This window comes from Cellvibrio polysaccharolyticus, from assembly GCF_015182315.1.
Taxonomy (GTDB): Bacteria; Pseudomonadota; Gammaproteobacteria; order Pseudomonadales; family Cellvibrionaceae; genus Cellvibrio; species Cellvibrio polysaccharolyticus.
On sequence record NZ_PRDL01000001.1, the window covers coordinates 975,573 to 1,002,185 of the forward strand.

Sequence of the window (26,613 nt, forward strand, 5' to 3'; positions counted from 1 at the left end):
GCGGAGATTTTCCCGCGCAATTGTGAATTATTGCCAACATTTTAAAAAAACAGGACGCGCTGCATGAGCCATTCCCTCCCTTCCGATGACGCTTTTTTGCCGGAAGCTTGCCAATTATTAACACTGGATGCGCCGTCTTGTCTTATCCAGCCCGAGGCAGCACAGCCATTTTTGTCGCTCTGTTCTTCCGCCCGTGAGGCCGGCTTTGACATCGCGGTTGCCAGTAGTTATCGCAGCGTTGAACGGCAATGTTTAATCTGGAATGAAAAACTCACCGGGGTGCGGCCGGTGCTCGATTTGCAGGGTAATCCGCTGGATATTTTCCGCTTGAATGAATATGACACTGTGATGGCGGTGTTGCGCTGGTCGGCACTGCCCGGCACTTCCCGTCACCACTGGGGGACGGATCTGGATATTTATGATCGTGCAGCGGTGCCGGACGATTACCGCGTGCAGTTAACCTGCGAAGAATGTGAGGGCAGTGGGCCTTTTGCTGCATTTCACGCGTGGTTTGATAAGAGCCTTGCACGCGGAGAAACATTTGGTTTTTATCGCCCTTATGCGGTTGACCGTGGCGGCGTTGCGCCGGAGCCATGGCACATCAGTTATGCACCGCTGGCGTCGCGGTTTTCCCGGCAATTAAATAAAGACGCACTGCGTGCGCTGATTGCAGGCCTGGATATCGGCGCCAAAGCAACGGTGTTGGCGCATTTCGATGAAATATATCAGCGTTTCGTGGTGGTCGATGTGCCAGAAGGAATTCAGGTATGAGTAACATCGCGTCGGAATCTTCCTCAGCAATACCCGAGCCGTCGCCTGCGATAAAAGGCAAAGGCGTTTTTAGCTGGATGCTATTTGACTGGGCGGCGCAGCCTTTTTTTACGGTCATTATTACGTTTATTTTCGGCCCTTATTTTGTGTCCCGTCTGGCAGAAAATCCGGTGGCGGGGCAGGCCGCCTGGGGTTACACGGTCACGGTATCGGGTGTTGTTATCGCGTTGCTGTCACCCTTGCTGGGTTCTATTGCTGATGCTTCCGGGGCGCGCAAACCGTGGATTGCCGGTTTCGCCATTATTAAAATTCTCAGCCTGGCGGCCTTGTGGTGGGCTGCGCCGGGTTCGTCATTGCTGCTGCCGGCCTTGTGCATTGTGTTGGCCACCGTGGCCGCCGAGTTCTCGATTGTTTTTAATGATTCGCTGTTACCGGGTTTGGCGCCTGCGTCGCGCACGGGTCGAATTTCCAATCTTGCCTGGGGGTTGGGTTATGCCGGTGGTTTGGTGGTGCTGTTCAGTGTGCTGTTGTTACTGGCTGCCGATCCTGCAACGGGCAAAACCTTGTTGGGCATCGCGCCGCTTTGGGGGCTGGACCCTGCGGCCGGCGAAGATGCGCGCATTACCGGCCCTTATGCGGCACTCTGGTATTTGATTTTTATTTTGCCGATGTTTTTGTTTACGCCGGATCACGCTGCCGGCCTGCCTTTACGGCGAGCGATATCGGCCGGCTTTAACGAGCTGCTCGGAACGTTTCGCGCGATGCGCGAACGGGCGATTATTTTTCGCTTTTTAATTGCCCGCATGATTTATCAGGACGGCGTAAACGGTTTGTTGGCGTTGGGCGGTACTTTTGCGGCGGGCATGTTCGGTTGGCAAACCCTGGAAATGGGGCTGTACGGCATCATGTTATTAATCGTTGCCATTGGTGGTTGTTATATGGCCAGTCGGCTTGCGGTGAAAACCGGTTCCGAGCGCGTGATTGTGCTGGGTCTGGTGTGTTTGACGCTGGCTTGTATCGGTATTATTTCTACCGGGCCGGGTTACACACTATTTGGCTGGTGGCAATTTGCCGAGGTGAACGGCGAAGGTTTGTTCAGCACCGGTGCCGAAAAAGCCTACGTAATTTTTGGTATGCTGATCGGCCTGGCGTTTGGCCCGGTACAGGCATCCTCCCGCTCCTGGTTGGCTGACCGCGTTTCAGCCGATGAAGCCGGGCGCTATTTTGGTTTGTATGCGTTATCGGGGCGGGTGACGTCTTTCCTTGCGCCTTTGTCGGTTGCCACCATTACCTGGTACACGCAATCGGCACGCCTTGGGATGTGCGCCCTGATTGTATTTTTGCTGGTCGGGCTGGCGCTGTTGTTATGGGCCAACGAAAAAACGCCTGCACACGAGGCGAGGTCGTAGTAATGCAGCCGCGAATGGGAAACAGGAATTGCAGCGATTGAATAATCAGATTGACGTATGGGCGGTGATTCGTGAAGAGGCTGTGCAATCGGCTGCCGAAGAACCGGTGCTGGCCAGTTTTTATCACGCGGCTATTTTAAACCACAGCAGTTTTGCTGCCGCGATCAGTTTTCATCTTGCCAATAAACTGGATACGCCGGCGATGCCAGCGCTGGTGATTCGCGATGTTTTTGCGATGGCGCTGGCCGCTGATGACAGTATTGAAACGGCCATGCGCCGCGATATTCAAGCTCACCGCGAACGCGACCCGGCGTGCGACCGTTATTTGCTGCCGTTGTTATTTTTCAAGGGCTACCATGCGTTGCAATCCTGGCGGGTTGCGCACTGGTTGTGGCAGCAGCAGCGCTATCCGCTGGCGCTCTTTTTGCAAAATCTTATCTCCCAGGTGTTTGATGTGGATATTCACCCGGCGGCGCATATCGGTAGCGGTATTATGCTCGACCATGCCACCGGGATTGTTATCGGTGAAACGGCGGTTATTGAAGATAATGTGTCGATGTTGCACAGCGTTACGCTGGGCGGCAACGGTTTATCCAAGGGTGATCGCCATCCCAAAGTTCGTCGCGGCGTATTGATTGGCGTGGGCGCAAAAATTCTTGGCAATATAGAAATTGGCGAAGGCGCCAAAATCGGTGCGGGCAGCGTGGTGTTGCACTCGGTCGATGCGCACACCACCGTCGCCGGTGTTCCTGCCCGGTTGGTCGGGCGGCCACGTGTTGATGAGCCGGCTCTGGATATGGACCATCAACTGGGTGATGATGCCTGAACCGACCAATATTTATTAATAAACAAAACATCCGGGTAGAAATTGCATGAGCGATACGGAATTCGACATTATTTTTCGCGGCGACATTGTTATCGGCCAGCAATTGGCTGATGTAAAAGCCCGCTTGCAACAATTATTCAAAGCTGACGCGGCACGCATTGAACAACTTTTTTCTGGCAGGCCGGTGCCTGTCAAACGCAAAGTCAGTGCCGCAGAAGCGGAAAAGTACCGCGCAGTTTTATTAAAAGCGGGAGCTCGTGTTGATGTTCGCCCCACCGCAGCGCAACCCTCGCCCGGCAGCAGTTTAACGCTCGCGCCAGTGGGCGTTTTGCTGTTGCGGCCGTCTGAACGTCAGGCGGTTGAAGCGATTGCTATTGATACCGGTGCGATCAGTTTACGCCCGCAAGAAGGCGATTTACTGGATGATGCCGAGAAAAAAACACAGCCTGAATTATTGCTGGATATTCCGGATTTTGGTCTGGCGCCGGTAGGGGAGAGTTTGTTGCGACATAGCGAGCGTCCGCCGGTTGCAGAAACCGTGGTCGCTATTGCAGATTGGGACGTGATTGTGCCAGAGCCAACGGCGTTAACTTCACAAATTACTGAAAATTGACCTGACAGATGGTCAGGGTGCGAACACCCTGACATCCGCAATCAGATTACTTGCTGCTCTGATAACGTTCTGCAGCTTCCTGAATTTCTTTACGCGCTGCTTCCAGACCTTCCCAGCCTTGTACTTTTACCCACTTGCCTTTTTCCAGATCTTTGTAGTGTTCAAAGAAGTGTTCGATCTGGGACAGGATAATTTCCGGCAGATCAGAAGTGGATTGCACTTTGCTGTAAATGGAAGTCAGCTTGTCGTGCGGTACGGCGAGAATTTTCGCATCGTCACCGGATTCGTCAGTCATTTTCAGCACGCCAATCGGGCGGCAGCGCACTACAGCACCGGCCTGAATCGGTTGCGGGAAAACCACCAGCACGTCAGCCGCATCGCCATCACCACACAGGGTGTTGGGGATGTAGCCGTAGTTGCACGGGTAGTGCATGGATGTGGCTACCAGACGGTCAACAAACAAAGCACTGCTGTCTTTGTCGATTTCGTATTTGATGGAGCTGTTGGCAGGAATTTCGATAACAACGTTAAAGTCATCAGGCAAGCTTTTGCCTGCAGGTACCAGTTCAAGGCTCATATTGTTCTACCGGATTCAAGGGGTGATTTAATTAAAGGTCGCGAATTCTACCACACTGCCAGAGCGGCTCAATCCTCGGTAGGTAGGAAGTTTGGCCGCGCGTCAGGTTATTTGGCCGGGCCTTTGTGGTGAGCGCCGATCAGCGGCCAAACCATAAGATAACAAGCGCTGCAACCAGCACCGCCAGCGCGGCAATGGCAGCCCATTTAATCGCAATAGCAGGGCGACCGGGCAGCGGCGTCTCGACCCGATTGCCGGGCGAGGTGGGGCGGGTTTTCCAGCGTTTGGGGTTGGTGTCGGCTTGCTTGCGCTCTACCGGTTTGGCCAGCGATTGAATGGTGGCTCGCAAACGCGCCCGACTGATAGCGTCCGGGTCAGGCGCCACCAGGCGAAAGGTATAAATATCCACCCGCAACCGGTCACCGGCACTGGCCAGGTAGGAATCTACCGGTTGTTCATTAATGAAGGTGCCGTTGGCAGAGGACAAATCGGTCACTTTCACTTTGTCACCCGCCACTTCAAGCCGGGTGTGCTGACGGGACAGGTAGGTGGCGGCCAGTACGATATCGCATTGATTATCCCGCCCGACAATCACCGGTCGGTCATTGGGCAGGGTGAATGAGGTGTTGGCAAGCAGGCTGTTGTCGCTCACCAGTTGCCACTGCAAATTCTCATCTTCGCCGGAAATATCCGCACCGGGCTCCAGTACTTGTATTTGAATCGTCCCCAGCCGGATTCGGTCGCCGGGCACAATTTCCTTGTGAGTAACCCGCTGCTCATTCACAAAGCAACCGCTTTTGCTGTTGTTGTCTTTGAGATAAAAGCGATTATTTTCCTGAATCAGCCGGGCATGTACCGGCTCTACCGAGGGGTGAGTCAGTACCAGGTGGTTGCCGGGTTGGCTGCCAATGGTAAACAGCTTCTCAACAACCCAGACAGGTTCGCGATGGTTATCACTGAATTGAAGTTTCAGCATGGGGATTTTCCGCAGAAGGCGTGAGATGGCAGGCTGCCGCTTTGCTCCTCACCGATTCGTTACAGCATAGCGGGCCAGCCATGGGCGGCAAGGCACGTTATAATCGTCACTATAGCCTTGAGGAAACTCTGAAAAACCCTCAGCCGTGGCGGTGTTTTTTCAGACTTTCATGGTTCGTCATAACAGGGTTTGCAATAAAGCGTTTCGTAGTGGGTCAGAAACAGCCGCGAGCTTAACATGTATGCCCATGTGGATTTTGATACCTGTTCGATAAAATTGATTTCTATCAAGGAGTAATCTGTGCCTTTTGACGATTTTTCGGCTCCGCCGGTGGCGAAAACCAAAGTGATCATTCACTACTGCAACCTCTGCCGCTGGATGTTGCGAGCGGCCTGGCTGGCGCAGGAGCTGCTGGGCAGTTTTCCCGACGAGCTGGACGAGGTAGCCCTGCATCCTGGCAGCGGTGGTGTTTTTGCTATCTGGGTGAATGATATGCTGGTGTGGGAGCGGCAGCGCGATGGCGGGTTTCCCGAGGCCAAAGTGCTCAAACAGCGCGTGCGGGATATCGTCAGCCCGGATCGTGACCTGGGACACAGCGATACCAAAGCGAACCCGCCACCGCTATAAGCGGTCGGGTTTTATTTGCATTCACAGGTGAGTCATCCATAATGGCGAACCTTCACTTGACCGATCATTACGCCTGTCTGATTGTTTATTGAACATCTTGCCGGATTGGACTCCCCGGCGAAAATTATCGCTGGCAGCCTGAGTGATCGCGTTCATCCCGATTGTTTTTCCCGCTTAATGGAGCCAGGGTAAACACATGCTGCAACGATTGTCTGCTTTATACCGCTCGTTAATCATCGCCCATCCTGTCGCAACGCTGATTGCTATTTTGCTGATCACCATCGTCGCGGTTATCGGTCTGCCCAACTTCAAACTGGATGCCTCTGCCGATTCGTTAACCCTCGAAAACGATACCGACATTGATTACTTCCGGGAGATCAACCAGCGCTATCAATATGGCGATGTGTTGGTGGTTACTTACACACCTAACGGCGACCTGTTTTCAGACCATTCCATTGAAGTTATGCAACGCCTGCGTGATGAACTGATCCAGGTGCAGGGCGTGGAAAATGTTGTCTCCATGATTGATGTGCCGCTGCTTTACAGCCCGCGTCGCAGCCTTGCCGAGCAAAAAGAATCTACCCGTACACTGCTCACCGAAGGTGTTGATCGTGACATGGTGCGGCAGGAATTTCTCACCAGCCCCATTTACCGCAGCCTGATTCTCGGGCCGGATGGTCGTACCACGGCGCTGCTGCTCAATCTGAAAGTCGACAACCATTACATTGACCTGGTCAGACACCGCGATGCGCTGCGTTTGAAGAGTAAAAAAGAAGGGCTGGACAGTGCCGAAGCCGCAGAGCTTGAAAAAGTCAGCCAGGAATTTTTGGATTACCGCACACAGCTGACCGCCAAAGACCACGCGCGGGTTGAGCAAGTGCGCAACATTGTTGCCGGTTACCAGAGCGAAGCACGTTTGTTTGTCGGCGGCGTCAGTATGATTACCGCCGATATGATTGCTTACATCAAAAGTGATCTGGTGATTTTTGGTTCCGCCATTTTGTTATTCATTGTGCTGATTCTCGCTGTTATTTTCCGACAGCTGCGCTTTGTCTTGCTGCCGTTATTCATCTGCGTCGCTACGGTATTAATGATGCTGGGCTGGCTGGCCTGGATTGACTGGCGCCTCACCGTTATCTCGTCCAATTTTGTCGCCTTGTTATTGATCATGACGCTGGCGATCACCATCCATCTGGTGGTGCGCTACCGGGAGTTTCATGCCGAAAACCCCGGCTGGGACAAACAACAACTGGTGTGGGAAACCGTAAAGTTTATGGCGCTGCCATGCTTTTACACAGTGATTACCTCAATCGTGGCTTTTGTTTCGCTGGTGGTCAGCGATATTCGTCCGGTGATGGATTTCGGTTGGATGATGAGTATCGGCCTGAGCCTCGCGATGTTGCTGGCTTTCCTTATTTTGCCGGCGACGCTGATGCTTTTGCCCAAAGGCGAGGCGAAAGATAAGAAAGACAACAGTGCAGCCTTTACTCTGCGCTTTTCCCGCATTGCTGAAAATCACGGTAGTAAAGTCGTTGCCGTCAGTGTGGTTGCGGCCATTGTCAGTATTTACGGGATGAGCAAACTGGAAGTCGAAAATCGCTTTATTGATTACTTCCACAAACACACTGAAATTTATCAGGGCATGTCGGTTATCGACCAACAGCTGGGCGGCACGGTTTCGTTGGAAATTTTGCTGGATGTCAATCCGGTCGTCACCAGCGCGCAAACCGCCAGCACCGATAACACCACAACCGAAGACGATGATCCGTTTGCGGACGACGGTGCCGCTGCAGAAGATGCTTTTGCAGAAGGCGCCTTTGACGAAGATGATCCCTTTGGTGATGATCCTTTCTCGGATGATGCCTTCGCCAGCGAAGGTAGCAGTGCCCCGGAAAGCTACTGGTTTTCGCTCGCCGGTCTGGATGAAATTCGCAAACTGCATCTTTACCTGGAATCCTTGCCGGAAGTGGGCAAGGTGAACTCGCTGGCAACCTTTTATGAGATTGCAGAAGACATCAACGGCGGCCGTCTCAATAATTTTGAGTTGGGTGTTGTGCGTAACATGCTGTCTGAAGAGATTAGTAATTTTCTGGTAAAACCCTATCTTAGCGATGAGCACAATCAGGCCAGAATTACCCTGCGGGTAATGGAAACCAGCCCGGAATTGAAACGGGTTGAGCTGGTAGAAAAAATTCGCAACTACGCGGTTAATGAAGTGGGCTTCCAGCCGGAACAAGTGCATTTCACCGGCATGCTGGTGCTCTATAACAACATGCTGCAAAGTCTGTTTCAATCACAAATCGCCACCATGGGTGCGGTATTTGTGGGCATTATGTTGATGTTTATCGTGCTGTTCCGCTCGGTCAGTTTGTCGTTGATTGCGATTTTGCCGAACATGTTGGCCGCGAGTGTGGTACTGGGCGGTATGGGCCTGGCGGGTGTACCGCTGGATATGATGACCATCACCATTGCGGCTATTACGGTCGGTATCGGTGTGGATCACGCGATTCACTACATCTACCGTTTCCGCAAAGAGTTTGCCGCAACGGGTAATTATGTGGAGGCGATGCACAACTCCCATGCGTCGATTGGTCGTGCGCTCTATTACACCGCCATTACCATTGTGGTTGGCTTCTCGATTCTGGCGCTGTCACAATTTATCCCGTCAATTTACTTCGGGGTATTTACCGCTATCGCGATGATCGCGGCGTTGCTGGGTTCGCTCACGCTCTTGCCCAAGCTGATTCTGATCGTCAAGCCGCTGGGTAAAGAGCAGTGATGGTTTCTCTGCGTCGGTGATCTTTTCAAACCCCGTGTATTTCAGGATGCACGGGGTTTTTTATCATCAGGACTTGCCGGTTTTTTATAAATAGTCCCGAGGTTTGTTATAGGTAGGCCCGAGGTTTTCTATAAATAGTCCCGAGGTTTTTCATACATAAAACAGGAGTAAAAAGCATGCGACATCTTGTTTCCATTTCAACCCAAGTGCAACGCCACGGATTAATCGGCAAAGGGATTCTCACCGCGCTGGTCATCGGTTTTTCTTCCGGGCTTGCGGCGGCACAACCGTCAGACGCTCTGGCCGCCGCGGTGAAAGCCGAACACCGTTCCGAAACGAACAAGGCGCGGGATGTGTATCGTCACCCGGTCGAAATCCTGCAATTTTTTGACGTACAGCCGAGTATGACTGTGGTAGAAGTGTGGCCCGGTGCGGGTGGCTGGTATACAGAAATTCTTGCGCCGCTGTTGCGTAAGGACGGCAAGTTGATCGCTGCGCATTTCCCGGCAGATTCCGAGGTCGGTTTTTTTCAAAAAGCCCGCGCCACCTTTGATTCAAAAATTGCTGCTGCGCCGGCACTGTATGATCAGGTGTCGGTAATCGCCTTTGCACCACCGGCACAGTTAAAAATTGCAGACGCAGGCAGCGTTGATCGAATTTTGACCTTCCGCAACGTGCATAACTGGTATATGAATGGCGGCGAAGAAAATGTCCTGGCGGTATTTCGCGAGTTTCATAAAACGCTGAAAAGTGGCGGCATTCTCGGGGTGGTAGATCATCGCCTTCCGGCTGCTGACAGTGAAGACAAGCAGGCATCCAGTGGCTATATGCACGAAAGCTTTATTGTACGGCTGGCAGAGCAAGCCGGTTTTCGTTTGGAGGCGCGTTCTGAGGTGAATGCCAATGCGCGAGATACCGCTGACTATACGTCCGGTGTCTGGACCTTGCCACCGACTTTGCGGCAGGGTGATCAGGATCGCGAAAAGTATCTGGCAATTGGCGAAAGTGACCGTATGACCCTGAAATTCGTCAAACCCTGAGTTTTTCGAGGCTGGAAAGAAAAAAATCCCGACAAGCGTCGGGATTTTTTAAAAGAAATCAGTCTGAATCGGGCGTGTTTCAGATGACTCTGGTGCCTAGGGTACCACAATCTCGATTGTCGAATCATAAAATCGCTATTTACAATCATTTCCACCCATGCAATTAAATCCGCTGTGGCACATCAGCAACACACCGCCAGTGCCTGCAATACTACCAGCTCATTAATTCACGCAGCACGGGTGCAAGATCATTCGCCATAGCGGCGTGCTGTGCTTTGGTGGGGTGGGCATCGCAGTCGTCACCCGGGTACCAGGTCGCCGGTATTACCTGCACAGGCACGTCACTGCGTTGTGCAATTTGCTGCAGATAACCTTGCAAGGCTGTTTTTTTCTCACCATTTAAAATAGCGCCCTCGGTGACTGCAATGGTCGCGTTGGGGTGCAGGCTATGAAGCCGCTCAATCAGTGTCAGGTAGGTTTCAATATAATGCTCGGCTTCAGGAATACCTTCACTGAAATCATTGGTTCCTATCGCGCTGAGAATCAGATCCGGTGTGTAACGGTTGTGATCCCAGCGGATCGGGTTTTCGGCGCTGGCGATAGCCAGCTCGGCGTAATCCGGCAAGTTCAATTCGTCGGTGCGGCCATTCCAGCTTCTTACCAGACCGCGGCCGCCGTAACATACCAGATTCACCTGCGCGTTCAGCGCTTCACCGATTAACATGCCGTAAGACAAGCGGGCATTCCACCAGCTACTGTCTTTTTTACAGGACGCCTGCCGCTCGATAGCCTCGCCACAAGTTACCGAATCGCCCAGTACCAGCATTTTGCGCTCCGGCAATGATGGTGCTGCTAACAATTCGCCGTCTTTCAATGTCAGGCCGCTCACCGACAAAAGTCCGTGCCAGGTTTCGCCACGGTGCGTCACGCGAATAGTCTGTGCCTCGCCCGTATTGCCCGTGCGAATAACAACACCGCTTTGGTCTGCCGGTACGCGGACTATTTGCGAAGGTTGCCCTGACACGTCTACATCAATAAAGCTGTCTTCGGAGCTGCTCTGAATGTGCAAGGTTAATTCGGAGGCGGTGGTTGCCAGGTTCAGGCTCACACCCGGGTAAGCAAAATGAATGCTGTTATCGTCATGGGTGGCGCTTCTGCCAACAACGGCGATACGTGCATCGGTTGCGGGAATAAAGATCACGGATTTTTCCTCAATGGCTGTAGCGCCGTCCGCTTTTTTTTCCGAAGAGCAGCCAGCCAGAGCTAAAAGGGCGCTCACAAAGAACGCAACAAAAGGAATGTTGATAGGGGTTAATCGGGTCATGTTAGTTCGCGACAAAAAGAGAGGGGAAAACTGCACCGGCAATAAAAATGATGTGCCGGTGCTTTATCGTGGGTGGGCGAGAGCGGTTTATTCTTCCATCCAGACCTGAATTTGCGGCAGCATGGCATCTGCCCAAATTACGTAACCCGGCTCTGCGGGGTGCAGCGAGTCCGGCATCAGCTCCTTGGGAATCGAGCCATCTTCTGCCAAAAACAATGAGCCATAATCACGATAGTAAATATGGGTGTGATCACCCAATGTCAGAATTTTTTGATTGGTTTCAATAATCATCTGACGCATCGGGTCATCGGCATTTTCCTTGTGCGGTAAAATGCCGTTTAACAGAATTTTTGCATCCGGAAATTCAATGCGCAGTAAATCCACGACCGCTTTAACGCCCTGAAATACATCTTCCGGCTGGTCGTTGTTATGGAAAAAATTATTAACACCAATCAGCAGTACGATCACTTTCGGGTGCAGGTTGCTGAGATCAGTATTTTGCAAACGCCACAGCACGTTGCCGGTGTGATCGCCACCAATGCCGAAGTTGGCCGGGTTATACGCACCAAAGGAATTTTCCCACAGTGGTGACGGCCAGCCCTGAGTGATGGAGTCGCCTACAAAGAGCAAGCCCACATTACCTTCTTTGGCAATTTTTACGTCATCCTGAAAACGTTCGTGCCACTCTGCAACCGACATCCACTCGTATTCCTGATCGCGCGGTTTGGGGGTGGTGGCCTTGGGGCCGTTGTTTGCAGCGGCTTCGGTTGCAGGGGTTGTTGTGGCTGACGTATCCGATGCGTCTTTGCTGCAACCGGCCAGCATTAAGGCTGCCAGTAAACCGCAAACAACGGGTAAGGATTTCAGAGAAAGTATTGACCGATATGTCATGTTTTTTGCTCCGGATAAATTGCGTTTTTGTTGTTCCGATTTTCAAATCGGTATTGTTTAAATTCTTAATGTCAGGCGATCATTGGCCGGGTGCAAACTGTTAACCCCGGCGATATTCAGCAACAGATCCAACAGTTCATCCCAGGGTTCGGCGTTGCGCATGCCTTTGATGGCTTTATCAATGGCATTGGCTTTGCGCAGCAGCATTTGCAATTGTGCCGGTTTCAAACGCTGCAAGGCGGCGCGAATCAAGGGTAAGCGCTTGTCGCGAATGCCAGCCTGTTTGGCTGCCATCTCAATATTTTTCCCCTGCGCGGTTGCCATTGAAATTTGCACCAGGGCGCGAATGTCCCGGGTAAGTGCCCAGAGAATCGTGATAGGTTCGGTGCCTTCGGTTTTCAGGCCGTGCAAGGTTTTCACGGCGGCACGGGCATCGCCATATAAGGCTTTGTCGGTGAGGCCAAAAATATCATAACGGGCGCTGTCGGCAACGGCACTGGCCATTAATTCATGGCTGATGGTTTTATCCGTGGTCAGCAGGGTCAGCTTTTCAATTTCCTGTGCGGCAGCCAGCAGGTTGCCTTCCACCCGTGACGCCAGCAAGTCAATCGCGCTGCTGTCTGCGTGCAACCCGACTTGTTGTAAGCGGGTACCAATCCAGCGAGGCAGCTGTGCTGGCGTAATCGGCCAAATTTGTACGTGAATGCCGCGATCTTCAATGGCTTTTAACCATTTGCTTTTTTGCGCTGCGGCATCAAGTTTTGGCGTGACGATTAATAATAAATTATCGTCAGACGGCATCGCCGCGTATTCGCTGATCACTTTACTGCCTTTGTCACCGGGTTTACCGGAGGCAATGCGCAATTCAATAATTTTTTTATCGGCGAATAAAGACAGGCTGTTGGCGGACGACAATACCTGGTTCCAATCAAAGTTGGCATCGCCGTGGTAGAGCTCGCGTTCATTGAATTGCCGGTCGCGTGCGGCGCGGCGTATTTGATCGCAGGCTTCCTGAACCAGTAAAGGCTCGTCGCCACTAATCAGGTAAATGGGAGCCAGGCCTTTGCTGAGGGCGGCGCCCAATTGTTCAGGGCGCAGTTTTGGCATCGGTTTCCGATTGGGCGTTTGGCGTTTGCTTCAGGCTATCGCTGTAGAGTGCGTTGACTCTGCGAATCAATTGCCCTGCCAGGTCCTGGCGCATCTCACGCACCAGCAAGGTTTCTTCGCGGGCGCTACTGGCGGCGTCGTTGGGGTTGTAATTGTAGATACGCGTAATGCTTGCGGTGGCGGGCTGCGCTAACAACTCACCTTGCTTGTCACGCACTTCATAACCGACGGTCATGTAAAGTTCAAAGGCGCTGGTCAGCGCATCGGCGCCTACGGCTGCAGTGCGGCGATCAATGTTTTCTTCCAGAACACGCAAGCTTAGCGGTGCGTCACTGGAGTTTTCGGTGATGACCACTTTGTTGGTCAGTAACACCTGACGAACGTCAGTGGTTAATGGGCTGTGCTCATCGGAAGAGGTTAAATAAATACGTTCCAACGCTTGCGGAATACTGGACGAGCCGCGCAATTGCCAGCCGCACGCGGTGGTAAGAAGGGCGAGAAAAAGACAGAGCGTGAGTCGCATCATAAAGCATCCACAAGTGAAGGCTGACCGGCAGCGGTCAGTGACGCCCGGGTTGCCCCGGGCCGACGATTAATTGGCAACAATATTGACCAACTTGTTCGGGATAACAATCACCTTACGCACGGTGATGCCGTCGAGAAACTTCTGCACGTTATCCTGAGCCAGTGCCATCGCTTCCAGGGTTTCTTTGGGGGCATCGACCGGTGCATCCAGTTTGCTGCGCACTTTGCCGTTAACCTGCACCACCACTTCAATGCTGGAGCGAACCAGTGCATTGTCATCGACCTTGGGCCAGGGGGCATCCAGCGGAATGGTGTCCTGATGACCCAGTGCTTGCCACAGTGCGTGGGACGCATGCGGAATGATCGGCGCTAACAACAAAATCGCCGCTTCCAGCGCTTCGCGCTCAACCGCCAGCCCCTGCGGGTTGGCACGGTCAGAGAGTTTGCTGATTTCGTTCAGCAATTCCATAACCGCGGCAATCGCGGTGTTAAAGGTTTGGCGGCGGCCGTAATCGTCGCTGACCTTGGCGATGGTTTCGTGGGTTTTGCGGCGCAGGTCTTTTTGCGCATCCGGCAGGGTGGCGGCATCGAGTTTGCCCGGTGTGCCTGCGGCGACGTGACCATCGACCGATTTCCACAAACGACGGATAAAGCGGTTGGCACCTTCAACGCCGGAATCGCTCCACTCCATGCTTTGTTCCGGCGGCGCCGCGAACATGGAGAACAGGCGAACCGTGTCGGCGCCGTAGAGGTTGATCAATTCTTCCGGGTCAACGGTGTTCCCTTTGGATTTGCTCATCTTGGTACCGTCTTTCAGTACCATGCCCTGGCAGAGCAAGCGCTCGAAGGGCTCGTCGCAACTGACCAGACCTTCGTCACGCATCAGCTTGTGGAAGAAGCGGGAGTAGAGCAGGTGCAAGATGGCGTGTTCGATACCGCCAACATACTGATCAACCGGCAGCCAGTAATCAGCCGCGGCCTTGTCGAGCATGCCGCCTTCAAAGTTCGGGCAGGTGTAGCGGGCGTAATACCAGCTGGATTCCATAAAGGTATCGAAGGTATCGGTTTCGCGCTCCACCGGTTGGCCGTCCAGTTCGGCTTTACGCCATTCCGGATCGGCTTTGATCGGCGAATGAACACCGTTCATTACCACGTCTTCCGGCAGCAACACCGGCAGCTTGTGCGCAGGCACCGGAATTTCACCGCCGTCCGGCAGGTTGAACATGGGGATTGGCGCGCCCCAGTAACGCTGACGGGAAACACCCCAGTCGCGCAGGCGGTAGTTAACTTTGACCTGGCCTTTTTTCGCCGCTTGCAGGGTTTCGGCAATGGCATCGAAGGCGGCATTGAAATCAAGGCCGTCGTATTCGCCGGAATTGACCAGCACGCCTTTTTCAGTGAAAGCCACGTTGTCCAGATCAATGGCTTCGCCGTTTTGCGGCGCAACCACTTGCTGGATGGGCAGGTTATATTTTTTGGCAAATTCGTAATCGCGCTGGTCGTGTGCTGGCACCGCCATTACCGCGCCTGAACCGTAGTCCATCAGCACATAGTTGGCCACCCACACAGAAACCGGTTCGCCGGTAATCGGATGCAGGGCTTTGATGCCGGTATCCATACCGCGTTTTTCCATGGTCGCCATATCGGCTTCGGCTACTGATTGCACTTTACAGTCGGCAATAAATGCAGCCAGTTCGCTGTTGTCTTCAGCCAGCAAACGGGAAATCGGGTGCTCGGCGGCGAGGCTGACATAGGTCACGCCCATCAGGGTATCCGGACGGGTGGTGTAAATTTCAAAACCTTCGTAATCGCCTGCCGGGCTTTCCAGGTCAAAGCGCATTTCCAGACCACGGCTTTTGCCGATCCAGTTGCGCTGCATGGTTTTAACCTGCTCCGGCCAGTGCGGCAGTTTGTCGAGGTCATCCAGCAATTCTTCCGCGTAATCGGTGATTTTGATAAACCACTGCGGAATTTCCTTGCGCTCTACCAGCGCGTCGGAGCGCCAGCCGCGACCGTCAATAACCTGCTCGTTGGCCAATACCGTTTGGTCAACCGGATCCCAGTTTACGGTGGCCATTTTTTTGTACACCAGGCCTTTTTCGTACAGGCGAGTAAAGAACCATTGCTCCCATTTGTAGTAATCGGGCTTACAGGTGGTTACTTCGCGCGACCAGTCAAAACCGAAACCGAGGCGCTTCAGTTGTTCGCGCATATGGTCGGAGTTGGCATAAGTCCAGGTTGCTGGCGCGGTCTGGTTTTTAAGTGCGGCATTTTCTGCCGGCAAGCCAAAGGCGTCCCATCCCATCGGGTGCAGCACGTTTTTGCCGAGCATGCGGTTGTAGCGGGCAATAACGTCGGTAATGGTGTAGTTGCGAACGTGCCCCATGTGTAGCTTGCCGCTGGGATAAGGAAACATCGCCAGGCAGTAAAACTTTTCTTTGGATGGGTCTTCGTGAACTTCAAAACTGCGGTTGGCATCCCAATATTGCTGGGCATCCGCTTCTACACGCGAGGGGAGGTATTGCTCTTCCATTGGAATAAATGGCCTTGTGGCTAATGAATTGTGGAAAAGCCATCGATTATAGGGGTTTGGTTTACAGAAGCGAAGGGGTCTGTGCGGTGGCTGGCGGGAATGGTGACGTCAGCCCGTCTCTGTGCCCATGGCATGGCGCAGAGACGGGTATTTTTCATCACTTACTGGCAATCACTTATTGGCATTGATTATTCACCGCACAGGCTTTCACGCTGTTCGAGAAGTAATAGTTCACCAGACGGTCTTCCTGAACGGACCAGCTCATCAAACCGCGTAAATCCGGGTAGGTTTTTGCCGGTTTATAACCGCTGCCACAATTACCGGTGCGCAGGCATCGCACGGCTGCTTTAACCACGGTGGGGTCGGTATAACCACTGCCTGCGGCACTGGGCGCGTTGGATGCTGGCAAACCGATCACCACCTTATTGGCTGGCAAACCCTGGTATTGCACGCCGGTGCTGGCAATCGGGAAGCCTTCAATCAGCGCTTCTGTCCAGGCGACCAGCCCGTCCTGAGTGGCGGCGTTATAGAAGTTGCCATTGCGGCCGGGCATGCTGCCGCTGTTGTAATACTGCATTTGCACCCAGGAAATTTCATTGCGCAGCGCATTCATCAATGGCAAGTACACGCCCCAGTTGTATTGACCCAGCCAATTACCGGGCAACTGGGCGCCGATGGTATGGGCGGTCTCCGGTGCCATGGTGACGAGGAAAGAGGTGCCGTAATGGGCTTTAAGGCGTTTGATGGCGCGCACCAGATGATCCGCCGAGTATTGCGGATTGGTTTCATTGATTTGTGCATTCGGCGCGGTGTACAGCCCTTTTTCGGTATCAATATCAATGCCGTCCAGCCCCAGTGAGTTTTTAATCGCCATAAAGGAATTTACAAAATTATCCTCATGCGCCTGGGTGGCCAGCACCAGCGGCGTAGTGGCACCGCCAATGGACAGCAGGACTTTCTTGCCCTGCGCCTTGGCGGCTGCAACCTGGGCTGCGGTAGGGTTGTTCTGGGTGAAGTCGGCGTTGGTCAGCGTCAGTGAGCCATCATTATTAATACGGGGGAAGGAGATGTTCAGCACGGTGTAGTTGGGAACATCCGCCGGTGCGAGAATCGGCCAGTGCCAGTTTTCCCAATATCCCACCAGTTCGAAATTGCCGCTGGCGGCACTGGAGCTGCTTGAACTGACCGGCGGCGTACTGGAAACCGAAGACGCACTGCTCGAACCCGGAGTGCCGCCGCAAGAACCGCCCGCACTCCAGGCTTCCGTCCAATGAGCGCCGGTACCGGGCGCGTAAGCCCATGCTGCAGGTGATGAGCACCAGCCGGGAACCGTGCAGGTGTAATTGCCGCCCGCGTTGGAGACTACAGTGCCGGCGTTATAGCTGCTGCCGGCAGCATAGGCAGGACAGTTGCCGCTGCTAACAAGGCTGGATTGCACTGAAGAGGCTGCACTGGTTGAGCTTGCGCTGCTGGCTGCGCTGGAGGTTACCCCGCCATCACAGGCGCCGTTGTTGGTCCAATGTTGCCAGTTGCCGGAAAAGCTCGCCGGGTCATTACCTTGCGTCCAGTAATTGGCCGTGTAGCCATAGCCAAGGTGTTTGACCTGGTTGCCTGTGGTGTAGGTTTGGTTGCCACTCCAGGTTGGCAGGTTATTACAATTAACCGCATAGGCCGTATGACTGATGCCAATGCCAAGAAGTAACGTTGAAATCCACTTTATTATTACTATTTTCATGATTGCCAATACCTTTATGGTTATTTGAAGGTGAGGCTGTCATGCAATCCATCATGGTGTTTTTTTAGCAGACATGATTAACCGGCTAATCTGCTTTTATTGGTTAAATCCGGTACGTGGGATTCCCGCCGGTGATGTCAATCCCGCAAAAAATCATAGTAAGGGTGATCCAATCTTTCAATGGTGAGTGATGGGGGCCGGGGCAGAAATGTCGATGTTACCGAATTCATTGCCGCAAAATTATTTTTCTGATGGTCGGACTTTGTAGTGCCGTCGTTAAATGTGTTTTTTGTGGCCTGGTAATCAGCATTTTTTTGCCAAACCCCGATTTTGGAGCCATGCTTGAAACAAGGTACTTTCACGAGCGCAGTCATGCGGAGGTTGTTTGTATGATGTCTACAGAACGTTATCAAAATCCTTATCACGAAGAGACTCAAAACTCATCAATCCATGTCACCCTGCAGCAGGGAATTGAGCACGATGTGGGGCAATTGGTATCACTTGAATTAACGGCTGAATCCATGTTTCAGGAAGAGGCTGCCTTGCTGGGCGCTTACGTGCGTGAAGACCTTGCCGAAGCGCGCACTTTCTGGGGAGAGCTGAAAGAAGACTTTCACACCTGGGAGATAAGCGCCGGTGAAATGCTGCTGTCGGTAGCCGACCCCAGCCGCACCGAATGGCATCGCAGTGGTTTATGGAAGAGTCACGAAGACGAAGAGTTTACCGATAAAGAATTCCATAACCGCGAATTGCCGGATAGAGATCTTCATTGATTGCATCGCGGGATGATGTTCACTACGAAATTTAGCCGCACGAGAATCAATATATTGAAATGATCTTGTCTTTAAATGGCGCCGATGCTGGCAAGGCATCGGCGTTTTATTTGCGGTCAAATTAAACTATCCAAAAAACTGGCGCGTTGCGTTTCATCTGCACCGTTGCAGTGAGCATTGATGTGCTTGCGAGTGCTTATCGAAACCACTATCTGCAAATATTAACTAACGGTTGCTGCTGTCCGCTATTTTCTCCTGCATAGAGCTGTTCGTAATTTTTTAAATCCTGCCACTGTATTTCCCCGGTTTTTTCTCGGCCTCTGTACTCTTTGCATTCTTCCGATTTAAAAATTGCCTCCTCTATCCTTGGTATCGGGCGTTTATCCCCGGGATAGTGAATGCTATGCTTGCCCGCAATCGCAAGGAAGTCCGGTTTTTGCAAGGAACGGCCGTTGATAATAACCACTCTTGTCGGGAGCGTGCCGGTGGCTGCCTGCCAATAAAATGTGAGAGCGCTTTTCATGAAATATCCCCGTTTATCTGTTGTTCGGCAGGGCCTGTTTTTTTTCTTTATGACTTTTGCTGTATCAGGAGCTGTTGCTGAGATGACATCATTACCCCAGGATCCGTTAACACTCTGGTCCGAACAAAAGCCGGTAACACCGGATCGTGAAAAAACGGAAAACGGCCGGGTATTCGGCGTAGACAATCCCTCCATCACCCCCTTCTGGCCAGAAAACCGCAGCGCGGACGCTCCGCTGCCAGCAGTGGTGATTTTTCCTGGTGGCGGTTATGTGCGCCTTGCCATCGAACATGAAGGTTACGATATCGCCCGCTGGTTCAACAGTCTGGGGGTGGCGGCCTTTGTGGTGAAATACCGTATGCAGGAATACGGTTTTCCTGCGCCGTTGCTGGATGGTTTGCGGGCGGTGCGCGTGGTTCGTGCCAATGCAGAGGCCTGGGGGCTGGATGCCAGCAAAATTGGTGTCATCGGCTTTTCTGCCGGTGGTCATCTCGCGGCCAGTGTGACGACCCGTTACGACTTCCGGGAAAGTGGCGCAACTGATCCGCTGGAAGCGGTGTCGGCTCGCCCGGACTTTTCCATTCTGGGCTATCCCGTTATTACCTTGCAGGGTGAGGATGCCCACGCCGGTTCGCGCCAGGCGTTGCTGGGAGATCAGCCTTCCGCGCAGTTGTTGCAGGAAAACTCCCTGGAAAATCAGGTAAAAGCCGGTATTCCGCCGGTCTTTATTGTGCATGGCATTGGCGATAAAGCGGTGCCTGTGGGCAATAGCCTGGTGTTCTTTAATCAGGTTCAAAAGCACAATCCCGATTCGGAGCTTCATGTATACCAGACCAACGTTCATGGTTTTGGTATGCGCAAGGATCAGGGCACCGTAACGGCCTGGCCCGAGGTGTTGAAAAACTGGCTGCAACACAATGGCGTTATTGCGGCACAGTAAATGTTGGGTGTTATTGCCGGGTGTTCGCCCGGCTGCCTCGCTCGCTTCAGGGCTTCGGCTCGCCATCTTTAACGCTACCGGCGGCATGGGTAAAAATTGAACAATGCCTTGCGGTAAGCTGGCATCTGGCATACAATCGCCGCCCCTGAAAACAGGTATACGACTCTAGTCCCAAACGCAGAGCATGTCGCTCGGCTACTTCGTGTCGTCCAAGTGTTCATTGGAGCAAGTATGAGTACTTATGCAATTTTCGAAAGCGGTGGCAAACAGCATCGTGTAGTGGTTGGTGAAACCCTCAAACTGGAAAAAATCGAATTCGCTACAGGCGGCACGGTTGAGTTCAACAAGGTATACCTGGTTGCTAACGGTGCAGACATCAAAATTGGTGCTCCGGTTGTGGAAGGTGCTCTGGTAACTGCAGAAGTGGTTGCTCATGGTCGCGGCGAGAAAGTGAAAATCATCAAATTCCGTCGTCGTAAGCACCACATGAAGCGTCAAGGTCATCGTCAGTGGTTCACCGAAGTGAAAATCACTGGTATCACAGGTTAATAGGAGTTTAGAAAATGGCTCACAAGAAAGCTGGTGGTAGTACTCGTAACGGTCGCGATTCGAACGCGAAACGTCTGGGCGTTAAAGCTTTTGGCGGCGAACTGATTCCTGCAGGTAGCATCATTGTTCGTCAACGTGGTACCAAATTCCACGCTGGCGTTAACGTAGGTCTTGGTAAGGATCACACCCTGTTTGCAAAAGCAGACGGTCATGTGAAATTTGAAACCAAAGGCGCTTTCAACCGTAAGTACGTCAGCATTGTTGCTGTGTAATTACGACTGATTGCCCGATGTCAGCCGCGTTGGCTGACATCACTGTGTTTCCAAAAGCCCTGTCGCCGAAGTTGTCGCCAGGGCTTTTTGCTATTTTAAATGGCAGTTTTTTGTACCCTATGAACCGGTCTGGCCGGTATCATGGTTTTTATCCCGTTATGATTACCTTCGGAGTTCACCGTGAAATTTGTTGATGAAGCGCCAATCCAGGTTGAAGCAGGAAAAGGCGGAAATGGCATGATGAGCTTTCGCCGCGAAAAGTTTGTTGCCAAAGGCGGCCCCGATGGTGGTGATGGCGGCGATGGCGGCAGTGTTTATCTGGTTGCCGACGAAAACCTGAACACCCTGATCGACTACCGTTTCCAGCCACGCTACAAGGCAGAAGATGGTCAAAAGGGTGCCAGTAAAGACTGTACCGGTAAAAAAGGTGATGATCTGGTGTTGCCGGTGCCGGTGGGTACCACTGTGCTGGATACCGATACCGAAGAAATTTTTGGCGATTTGACCGAACACGGTCAGCGCCTGAAAGTGGCGCAGGGCGGCTTTCATGGTTTGGGTAATACCCGCTTTAAAACCAGTACCAACCGTGCCCCGCGTAAAACGACCTGGGGCACCGAAGGTGAATTGCGTAACCTCAAGCTGGAAATGAAAGTGCTTGCCGATGTGGGCATGCTCGGTTTGCCTAATGCCGGTAAATCCAGTTTCATTCGTGCAGTCAGCTCAGCCAAGCCGAAAGTGGCAGATTACCCGTTCACCACCCTGATCCCAAATTTGGGTGTGGTCAAGGTGCAGCAATACCGCAGCTTTGTGATTGCCGACATTCCCGGTGTTATCGAGGGCGCATCTGAAGGTGCCGGCCTGGGGATTCGTTTCCTAAAGCATTTAACGCGTTGTCGCTTGCTGATGCATATGGTGGATGTTGCGCCTATTGATGGCTCGGACCCGGTAGAAAACGTGCGCACGATTGTCGCAGAGTTGGGTAAATTCAGCCCGACACTGGCCACCCGCGAGCGTTGGTTGCTGCTGAACAAGGTTGATTTGCTGTCGCCGGAAGAAGCTGAAGAGCGTTGTGCCGCGATCATCAAAGAACTGGATTGGAAAGGCCCGGTATTCCGTATATCGGCATTGCACCGTGATGGCACTGCGCCATTGGCCGGTAAGATTATGGATCACCTTGAAGGTATCTGGGCTGAAGAAGGCGAGAGCCGCGATGCGCGTGATCGCGAATCGCAGCTGCAGTTGCAGATGGCACAGGAAGCGCGTGACCGCATCGAAGCCTTGCGTGAAGCACAGCGCGAAGCACGTCGTGCGGCAGGTATGGACGATGATGACTTCAACGAAGACGATTATGATGTTGAAGTGGAGTATGTGCGTTAATATATTTTCTGTAATAGATTAAAAAAACGAGCAGGCAGTGGCACAATCACTGCCTGTTTTTATATGGATTAACTGTTTTAATAACAGTTTGCATCTTTCCTGCTGGGCAGCCCCGAAAGGTTGCCAGCGTCGTTTTGAGCCTGAATATTCTATTCATGAGTAAACGTGCAATTATTCCCCAGGCGAAGCGCTGGGTTATCAAAATTGGTAGTGCCTTGCTGACTAACGATGGTCAGGGGCTGGATGCGGTTGCCATTGCTGGCTGGGTGGCGCAAATGGCGGCCTTGCGTGAGCAGGGTATCGAGGTGGTGCTGGTATCTTCCGGTGCCGTTGCTGCCGGTATGCGTCGCCTTGGCTGGAATTCCCGCCCTACAGAAATTCATCAATTGCAGGCAGCGGCGGCCGTCGGGCAAATGAGTCTGGTACAAACCTACGAAGCAGAATTTCAGCGTTATGGTTTGCTAACCGCGCAGGTGTTGCTGGATCACGATGACAACTCGTCCCGTCAGCGTTATTTGAATGCGCGTTCCACCTTGAAAACCCTGGTTAATTTCGGGGTGATTCCCGTGATCAACGAAAACGACACGGTGGTTACCGATGAAATCCGCTTTGGCGATAACGACACGCTGGGCGCTTTGGTGGCCAATGTTATCGAGGCGGATTTGCTGGTGATTCTTACCGATCAGCTGGGCATGTATGACAGCGATCCGCGTAATAACCCCGATGCAAAATTACTGACAGAAATTGCTGCCGATGACGAGCGCCTTGAGCGCATGGCCGGTGGCGGTGGTTTGTTGGGGCGCGGCGGCATGATCACCAAAGTGCGTGCAGCGCGTATGGCGGCGCGCTCCGGTGCCGACACAGTCATCGTTGGCGGGCGCATTGAAAACGTGCTGGGCAAGCTGGTAGCGGGCGAGGAGATAGGTACTTTCCTGTGGGCGCACCAGCAGCCGCAAACCGCGCGCAAGCTGTGGCTTTCCGGCCACCTGCAAACTCGCGGTACGCTGGTTATTGATGAGGGCGCGGTGCGTGTTTTGCGTGAGCAGGGTAAAAGCTTGTTGCCGGTGGGTGTGAAAGAAGTGCGCGGCAATTTTATGCGCGGCGACATGGTGGTTTGTGTCTCGCCCGATGGTCGCGAAGTGGCTCGTGGTCTGGTGAATTACCCGGCCAACGAAGCCCGCAAAATCATCGGTCACCCCAGCAGTCAGATTGAATCACTGCTCGGCTACCAAGACAACGAAGAGCTGATCCACCGGGATAATCTGGTGTTGGCTTGAAATTAAGTTGATACGGCAACACAGCTCGTTTGAGATGACCTGGGCGGGAGCTTATTCGGCTCAGGTCATCAGCAGTTCCTCTAAAGAAATGTCCACGGAGCGGGCGTAAAAATAGCCCGGGTTACAGGGCTGTTACAGACATTCGCTGCTCTGAATAGCCCCCCGGTTGGCTTCCGTTGGTAAACGCAGGGTTTTCTGTCATGTCGATGCTTCAATTATTTGCATCACCTTCAAAATCACCATCTGATCAACATCGTTACCGCGCTTGTTACATAGCAGGCTTCATCGCCATTGCAGTCGGTTTATTGGTTTGGTTTCCCGCACTTTTTACCCCCTTCTGGGGTGATGATTATTTTTTTCTGCAAAATGCCAAGGAAGCGCGATTTGCGGATACCTCCTGGTTCGCTCCGTTTTTCAGTGATTCCAATACCGCATTTTGGCGGCCGCTCAGTATGGATTTACCCTGGCGTTTTATTGAAGATGTATTAAAGGGAGATCCAATCCTTGCACACCTGCTGAGTGCGGTGTGTTGGCTAATGTCAGTGTTGGCGGTTGCCTGTTTGGGGTACCGTTTTGCGCTGGCTATGCAATGGCGGCCCGCTACGTTAATTGCACTTATCACAGGTTTTTTATACGGATTTCACGGCGTCCATATCCTGGTGCTGCATTGGGTTTCTGCCATCAACAGTGCCATTCTGGTGACCTTTGTCTCCTGTGCACTGACAGCCTGGATTACCACACTTGAGGCGGAGGGCATCAAACAAAAGGTTTTTTCAGCGCTTACGCTTGTCTTCTTATGGATGGCTCTTTTTTCCAAAGAGATTGCCATAGTAACGCCGGTATTAATGTTGCTGCTGAGCTTTTTTATTTTCGGCTTCAAGCGTCCTGGCGCAACGGTAATCGTTACCTTTATTTTGTGCCTCGCTTCCTGTTTATGCTGGTTTTACTTCTTTCAGCAATTCACACCGATCCGCTACAGCGCTTATGAAATTCTTCTTGGTTCCCACATTGCAAAAAATGTTCTGACTTTATTGGCCTGGTTGCTCAACGTTCCTCGTGAGGCGCTTCGGTTGTTATCGCTTGGAGAGACTATTCATACTTTGCTATGGATTGGCGCTTGTTTGGTTCCTATGCTGCTTTTTATTGCGCTGGTTTTTAAAAAAATAATAACATTTTTGACCTTGTTTCAATTGTTGATAATCGGGACATTTTGCGCGGTTGCCTATGCTCCTTACTTTCTACTGCGCGAACAAAGTTATGAGTACTATGCGGCAATTGCACTTATTCTTCCGGCAATTATATTGGCAAGAGGTGTTATAGAGTCCCGGTATATGTATCTGGCGTTGGTGTGCTTTATCGCTTCCAGTAGTATCTCTATTATCGGTAATAGAATGCTTGATTATCCTTCCCTCCTTGGCCGTGCAATGTGGGCAGAGCGCCAGTTCGAATATTTATCCAGTCATACGCCTTCCCCGGTATTACCCGATCCCATGCTGGTTAGGTGGGAAAATTATCACCAATTTGCCGCGATTGAGGTGTCAGGCTTGGCCTGGCGTCTTGGTATTCCCCGGGAGCAGGTAGTTTTAACCAGCAGCTGCTCGGCGTTTGCTGCTTACATATTGGTGCAAAATAATGAAGGCGACTTTCGTTGGAAAAATTGCCCCTGAGGTCGGGTTGGAATGCTGGTATTGCGGAGGGCGCGGTGAGCAAGGGAGTTTGCAATTCTGGCTATCAATATGTTGATCAGCACCTTGCTGATGAATGTTTATTCGTTATTTGCCCGCCTCTTTCTTTTTTTAGAACGATAAAAATCAGGATTCTCTTGTGCGTTACTGTGAGTGGTTTGCTGCAGAAACCGGCGCTGAGCTTGTTGTTGAAATCCGTGACTTGCTTGCCAATTTATCCTGTGCTGTTGGTCGGGCAGGGTGGGTAAACGGTAATCCTGACGGCTGGCGCTATGAGTATTCTTATGAAGCGTTTCATGCGGATCTGACGCTTCTGTTGGAAGAACTTTCCAGCTTTGTAAGGTAAAGAAAGCAAAGGGCTTCGCTCAGCAGAAGATGACTTTTGAGTGTGCCTTCCGGGATATTCCAAATTTCGCAGAGAAAGGTAACGTGCTTTTTTACCGGGGGTTTGAGGTTATTGCTGAAGGCTTTTATGTCGAAAATCGACTGGATAACATTGGCAATATTTAACCAGTCGGTCTAATGCATGGTTCCTAATGCTTTCACTGTAAAAATGGGCGGTTTATGCTGCCTGTTGCGGTGGATTGCTAAAATTCCCCATCCCGCGCCATCCGCTCGCGCTCCTTACGATCCTCTTCTTCTGATTTTGCATCTTCGATAATGCGCATCATGGTGGCGATATCGGCATCGATGTTGCTCTCGGCAAATTCGCCGGTGAGCTTCACGTTCGGGTGCAGGTTGCCATGTTCAAATAAATGCCAAATCTCTTCGGCGTAATGGGTGATTAACAAATCCGGGGCATATTTGCCAAAATACTCACTCATATTATTAACATCGCGAGTGAGCATCATTTTGGCGTTGTTGTTACCGGCAGCGTTAACCGCTTGCGGCAGGTCGATAACCACGGGGCCGCTGTGGTCAATCAGTACGTTAAATTCCGACAGGTCGCCGTGAACCAGGCCGGCGCAGAGCATGCGCACAATCTCCATCATCATACGCGCGTGATAATCACGCGCGGTGTCCGGATCAAAGGCCACATCATCCAGCCGCGGGGCGGGGTCGCCCTCTTTATCGACGATCAATTCCATCACCAGCACGCCTTCCAGAAACCAGTAGGGCGTGGGGACTCGCACCCCGGCTTCGGCGAGGCGATAAAGTGCGTCTACCTCGGCGCTCAGCCAGGCTTGTTCAGCCTCTTTTTGGCCGTAGCGGGTGCCTTTGGCCATGGCGCGCGCACGGCGCGAGTTGCGCACGGTGCGGCCTTCCTGGTATTGCACGGCTTGTTTAAAGCTGCGCTTATCGGCTTCTTTATAGACTTTCGCACAGCGAATTTCATCGTTGGCGCGTACCACGAACACTTGCGCTTCTTTACCGCTCATCAACTGGTAATAAACCTCGTCGATCAGGCCATCGTTGACCAGCGGCTGTAAACGTTTTGGTATCTTCATTAAAACTCGGGGTCAGGTAGAATTTGTCGGCATAAT

Annotated in this window: 25 protein-coding genes; 15 read left to right on the plus strand and 10 right to left on the minus strand. The window is 52.4% G+C overall.

Annotation, left to right across the window (positions count from 1 at the left end):
* The first annotated feature begins 63 nt into the window (after positions 1-63).
* The 4 genes from C4F51_RS04155 to C4F51_RS04170 are packed head-to-tail and all read left to right on the plus strand — an operon-like array spanning position 64 to position 3,619.
* Positions 64-771, plus strand: a complete 708-nt coding sequence (locus tag C4F51_RS04155) for a M15 family metallopeptidase (RefSeq protein ID WP_193907427.1) — start codon at positions 64-66, stop codon at positions 769-771.
* The gene (locus tag C4F51_RS04160) at positions 768-2,180 is read left to right on the plus strand and encodes an MFS transporter (RefSeq protein WP_193907429.1); all 1,413 of its coding nucleotides are present in this window, start codon (positions 768-770) and stop codon (positions 2,178-2,180) included. The genes C4F51_RS04155 and C4F51_RS04160 overlap by 4 nt, the downstream gene beginning before the upstream one ends.
* A gap of 37 nt (positions 2,181-2,217) precedes the next feature.
* On the plus strand, positions 2,218-3,006 hold the full coding sequence (cysE, locus tag C4F51_RS04165) for a serine O-acetyltransferase (protein ID WP_235992274.1): 789 nt from the start codon (positions 2,218-2,220) through the stop codon (positions 3,004-3,006).
* A 46-nt stretch (positions 3,007-3,052) separates the two neighbouring features.
* Positions 3,053-3,619: a hypothetical protein gene (locus tag C4F51_RS04170; RefSeq protein ID WP_193907433.1), complete on the plus strand. Its 567-nt coding sequence runs from the start codon at positions 3,053-3,055 to the stop codon at positions 3,617-3,619.
* Positions 3,620-3,665: 46 nt separating this feature from the next.
* Here C4F51_RS04170 and ppa read toward each other — a convergent pair whose 3' ends face one another.
* Both ppa and C4F51_RS04180 read right to left on the minus strand, forming a co-directional pair.
* Complete coding sequence (gene ppa / locus C4F51_RS04175; RefSeq protein WP_193907435.1) at positions 3,666-4,196, minus strand: inorganic diphosphatase; 531 nt, start codon at positions 4,194-4,196, stop codon at positions 3,666-3,668.
* A 139-nt stretch (positions 4,197-4,335) separates the two neighbouring features.
* Positions 4,336-5,172, minus strand: a complete 837-nt coding sequence (locus C4F51_RS04180; protein ID WP_193907437.1) for an FHA domain-containing protein — start codon at positions 5,170-5,172, stop codon at positions 4,336-4,338.
* A gap of 300 nt (positions 5,173-5,472) precedes the next feature.
* On the opposite strand from C4F51_RS04180, the gene C4F51_RS04185 reads away from it, so the two are divergent.
* The 3 genes from C4F51_RS04185 to C4F51_RS04195 all read left to right on the plus strand — a co-directional run bounded on the left by C4F51_RS04185 (position 5,473) and on the right by C4F51_RS04195 (position 9,618).
* Positions 5,473-5,799, plus strand: coding sequence for a SelT/SelW/SelH family protein (locus C4F51_RS04185; RefSeq protein ID WP_328701308.1), 327 nt, complete (start codon positions 5,473-5,475; stop codon positions 5,797-5,799).
* 196 nt (positions 5,800-5,995) lie between these two features.
* Positions 5,996-8,578 carry an efflux RND transporter permease subunit gene (locus tag C4F51_RS04190; protein WP_193907439.1) on the plus strand — a complete coding sequence of 861 codons (2,583 nt, stop codon included), beginning with the start codon at positions 5,996-5,998 and terminating at the stop codon, positions 8,576-8,578.
* Between the two features lie 176 nt (positions 8,579-8,754).
* A complete protein-coding gene (locus C4F51_RS04195; protein WP_202987611.1) occupies positions 8,755-9,618 on the plus strand; it encodes a class I SAM-dependent methyltransferase in 864 nt (287 codons plus the stop codon).
* A 211-nt stretch (positions 9,619-9,829) separates the two neighbouring features.
* Here C4F51_RS04195 and C4F51_RS04200 read toward each other — a convergent pair whose 3' ends face one another.
* The 6 genes from C4F51_RS04200 to C4F51_RS04225 all read right to left on the minus strand — a co-directional run bounded on the left by C4F51_RS04200 (position 9,830) and on the right by C4F51_RS04225 (position 17,733).
* Positions 9,830-10,819: a GDSL-type esterase/lipase family protein gene (locus C4F51_RS04200; protein WP_193907441.1), complete on the minus strand. Its 990-nt coding sequence runs from the start codon at positions 10,817-10,819 to the stop codon at positions 9,830-9,832.
* Positions 10,820-11,029: 210 nt separating this feature from the next.
* Positions 11,030-11,833, minus strand: a complete 804-nt coding sequence (locus C4F51_RS04205) for a GDSL-type esterase/lipase family protein (protein WP_193907443.1) — start codon at positions 11,831-11,833, stop codon at positions 11,030-11,032.
* 57 nt (positions 11,834-11,890) lie between these two features.
* A complete protein-coding gene (holA, locus tag C4F51_RS04210; protein WP_193907445.1) occupies positions 11,891-12,940 on the minus strand; it encodes a DNA polymerase III subunit delta in 1,050 nt (349 codons plus the stop codon).
* Complete coding sequence (locus C4F51_RS04215) at positions 12,921-13,466, minus strand: LPS-assembly lipoprotein LptE (protein ID WP_193907447.1); 546 nt, start codon at positions 13,464-13,466, stop codon at positions 12,921-12,923. Before C4F51_RS04215 ends, holA begins: the two co-directional genes overlap by 20 nt.
* Before the next feature lie 66 nt (positions 13,467-13,532).
* On the minus strand, positions 13,533-15,998 hold the full coding sequence (gene leuS / locus C4F51_RS04220) for a leucine--tRNA ligase (RefSeq protein WP_193907449.1): 2,466 nt from the start codon (positions 15,996-15,998) through the stop codon (positions 13,533-13,535).
* Positions 15,999-16,173: 175 nt separating this feature from the next.
* Positions 16,174-17,733, minus strand: coding sequence for a glycosyl hydrolase family 18 protein (locus C4F51_RS04225; RefSeq protein ID WP_193907451.1), 1,560 nt, complete (start codon positions 17,731-17,733; stop codon positions 16,174-16,176).
* 389 nt (positions 17,734-18,122) lie between these two features.
* Between C4F51_RS04225 and C4F51_RS04230 the strand changes: the two genes are divergently transcribed.
* Positions 18,123-18,506, plus strand: coding sequence for a zinc ribbon-containing protein (locus C4F51_RS04230; protein ID WP_193907453.1), 384 nt, complete (start codon positions 18,123-18,125; stop codon positions 18,504-18,506).
* 208 nt (positions 18,507-18,714) lie between these two features.
* Here C4F51_RS04230 and C4F51_RS04235 read toward each other — a convergent pair whose 3' ends face one another.
* Positions 18,715-19,029, minus strand: a complete 315-nt coding sequence (locus C4F51_RS04235; protein ID WP_193907455.1) for a hypothetical protein — start codon at positions 19,027-19,029, stop codon at positions 18,715-18,717.
* An 82-nt stretch (positions 19,030-19,111) separates the two neighbouring features.
* Here C4F51_RS04235 and C4F51_RS04240 point away from each other — a divergent pair, with 82 nt between their 5' ends.
* The 7 genes from C4F51_RS04240 (at position 19,112) to C4F51_RS04270 (ending at position 25,475) form a co-directional block, all read left to right on the plus strand.
* Positions 19,112-19,969: an alpha/beta hydrolase gene (locus tag C4F51_RS04240; RefSeq protein WP_235992276.1), complete on the plus strand. Its 858-nt coding sequence runs from the start codon at positions 19,112-19,114 to the stop codon at positions 19,967-19,969.
* 231 nt (positions 19,970-20,200) lie between these two features.
* Positions 20,201-20,518 carry a 50S ribosomal protein L21 gene (rplU, locus tag C4F51_RS04245; protein WP_193907458.1) on the plus strand — a complete coding sequence of 106 codons (318 nt, stop codon included), beginning with the start codon at positions 20,201-20,203 and terminating at the stop codon, positions 20,516-20,518.
* Between the two features lie 14 nt (positions 20,519-20,532).
* Positions 20,533-20,790, plus strand: coding sequence for a 50S ribosomal protein L27 (gene rpmA / locus C4F51_RS04250; RefSeq protein ID WP_193907460.1), 258 nt, complete (start codon positions 20,533-20,535; stop codon positions 20,788-20,790).
* A 180-nt stretch (positions 20,791-20,970) separates the two neighbouring features.
* Positions 20,971-22,167: an Obg family GTPase CgtA gene (cgtA, locus tag C4F51_RS04255; RefSeq protein WP_193907462.1), complete on the plus strand. Its 1,197-nt coding sequence runs from the start codon at positions 20,971-20,973 to the stop codon at positions 22,165-22,167.
* Positions 22,168-22,322: 155 nt separating this feature from the next.
* Positions 22,323-23,444: a glutamate 5-kinase gene (gene proB / locus C4F51_RS04260; protein WP_193907464.1), complete on the plus strand. Its 1,122-nt coding sequence runs from the start codon at positions 22,323-22,325 to the stop codon at positions 23,442-23,444.
* A gap of 200 nt (positions 23,445-23,644) precedes the next feature.
* Complete coding sequence (locus tag C4F51_RS04265; RefSeq protein WP_193907466.1) at positions 23,645-25,111, plus strand: hypothetical protein; 1,467 nt, start codon at positions 23,645-23,647, stop codon at positions 25,109-25,111.
* 157 nt (positions 25,112-25,268) lie between these two features.
* Positions 25,269-25,475, plus strand: coding sequence for a hypothetical protein (locus tag C4F51_RS04270; protein ID WP_193907468.1), 207 nt, complete (start codon positions 25,269-25,271; stop codon positions 25,473-25,475).
* Positions 25,476-25,716: 241 nt separating this feature from the next.
* Here C4F51_RS04270 and C4F51_RS04275 read toward each other — a convergent pair whose 3' ends face one another.
* On the minus strand, positions 25,717-26,577 hold the full coding sequence (locus C4F51_RS04275; protein WP_193907470.1) for a PA4780 family RIO1-like protein kinase: 861 nt from the start codon (positions 26,575-26,577) through the stop codon (positions 25,717-25,719).
* Between the last annotated feature and the right edge of the window lie 36 nt (positions 26,578-26,613).

What these genes read in the sequence shown, in the direction of transcription:
- C4F51_RS04155 (WP_193907427.1), top strand. Translation starts at nt 64, where the DNA reads ATGAGCCATTCCCTCCCTTCCGATGACGCTTTTTTGCCGGAAGCTTGC.
- C4F51_RS04160 (WP_193907429.1), top strand. Translation starts at nt 768, where the DNA reads ATGAGTAACATCGCGTCGGAATCTTCCTCAGCAATACCCGAGCCGTCG.
- C4F51_RS04170 (WP_193907433.1), top strand. Translation starts at nt 3,053, where the DNA reads ATGAGCGATACGGAATTCGACATTATTTTTCGCGGCGACATTGTTATC.
- ppa (WP_193907435.1), bottom strand. Translation starts at nt 4,196, where the DNA reads ATGAGCCTTGAACTGGTACCTGCAGGCAAAAGCTTGCCTGATGACTTT.
- C4F51_RS04180 (WP_193907437.1), bottom strand. Translation starts at nt 5,172, where the DNA reads ATGCTGAAACTTCAATTCAGTGATAACCATCGCGAACCTGTCTGGGTT.
- C4F51_RS04190 (WP_193907439.1), top strand. Translation starts at nt 5,996, where the DNA reads ATGCTGCAACGATTGTCTGCTTTATACCGCTCGTTAATCATCGCCCAT.
- C4F51_RS04195 (WP_202987611.1), top strand. Translation starts at nt 8,755, where the DNA reads ATGCGACATCTTGTTTCCATTTCAACCCAAGTGCAACGCCACGGATTA.
- C4F51_RS04205 (WP_193907443.1), bottom strand. Translation starts at nt 11,833, where the DNA reads ATGACATATCGGTCAATACTTTCTCTGAAATCCTTACCCGTTGTTTGC.
- holA (WP_193907445.1), bottom strand. Translation starts at nt 12,940, where the DNA reads ATGCCAAAACTGCGCCCTGAACAATTGGGCGCCGCCCTCAGCAAAGGC.
- C4F51_RS04215 (WP_193907447.1), bottom strand. Translation starts at nt 13,466, where the DNA reads ATGATGCGACTCACGCTCTGTCTTTTTCTCGCCCTTCTTACCACCGCG.
- leuS (WP_193907449.1), bottom strand. Translation starts at nt 15,998, where the DNA reads ATGGAAGAGCAATACCTCCCCTCGCGTGTAGAAGCGGATGCCCAGCAA.
- C4F51_RS04225 (WP_193907451.1), bottom strand. Translation starts at nt 17,733, where the DNA reads ATGAAAATAGTAATAATAAAGTGGATTTCAACGTTACTTCTTGGCATT.
- C4F51_RS04230 (WP_193907453.1), top strand. Translation starts at nt 18,123, where the DNA reads ATGATGTCTACAGAACGTTATCAAAATCCTTATCACGAAGAGACTCAA.
- C4F51_RS04235 (WP_193907455.1), bottom strand. Translation starts at nt 19,029, where the DNA reads ATGAAAAGCGCTCTCACATTTTATTGGCAGGCAGCCACCGGCACGCTC.
- C4F51_RS04240 (WP_235992276.1), top strand. Translation starts at nt 19,112, where the DNA reads ATGACATCATTACCCCAGGATCCGTTAACACTCTGGTCCGAACAAAAG.
- rplU (WP_193907458.1), top strand. Translation starts at nt 20,201, where the DNA reads ATGAGTACTTATGCAATTTTCGAAAGCGGTGGCAAACAGCATCGTGTA.
- rpmA (WP_193907460.1), top strand. Translation starts at nt 20,533, where the DNA reads ATGGCTCACAAGAAAGCTGGTGGTAGTACTCGTAACGGTCGCGATTCG.
- proB (WP_193907464.1), top strand. Translation starts at nt 22,323, where the DNA reads ATGAGTAAACGTGCAATTATTCCCCAGGCGAAGCGCTGGGTTATCAAA.
- C4F51_RS04265 (WP_193907466.1), top strand. Translation starts at nt 23,645, where the DNA reads ATGTCGATGCTTCAATTATTTGCATCACCTTCAAAATCACCATCTGAT.
- C4F51_RS04275 (WP_193907470.1), bottom strand. Translation starts at nt 26,577, where the DNA reads ATGAAGATACCAAAACGTTTACAGCCGCTGGTCAACGATGGCCTGATC.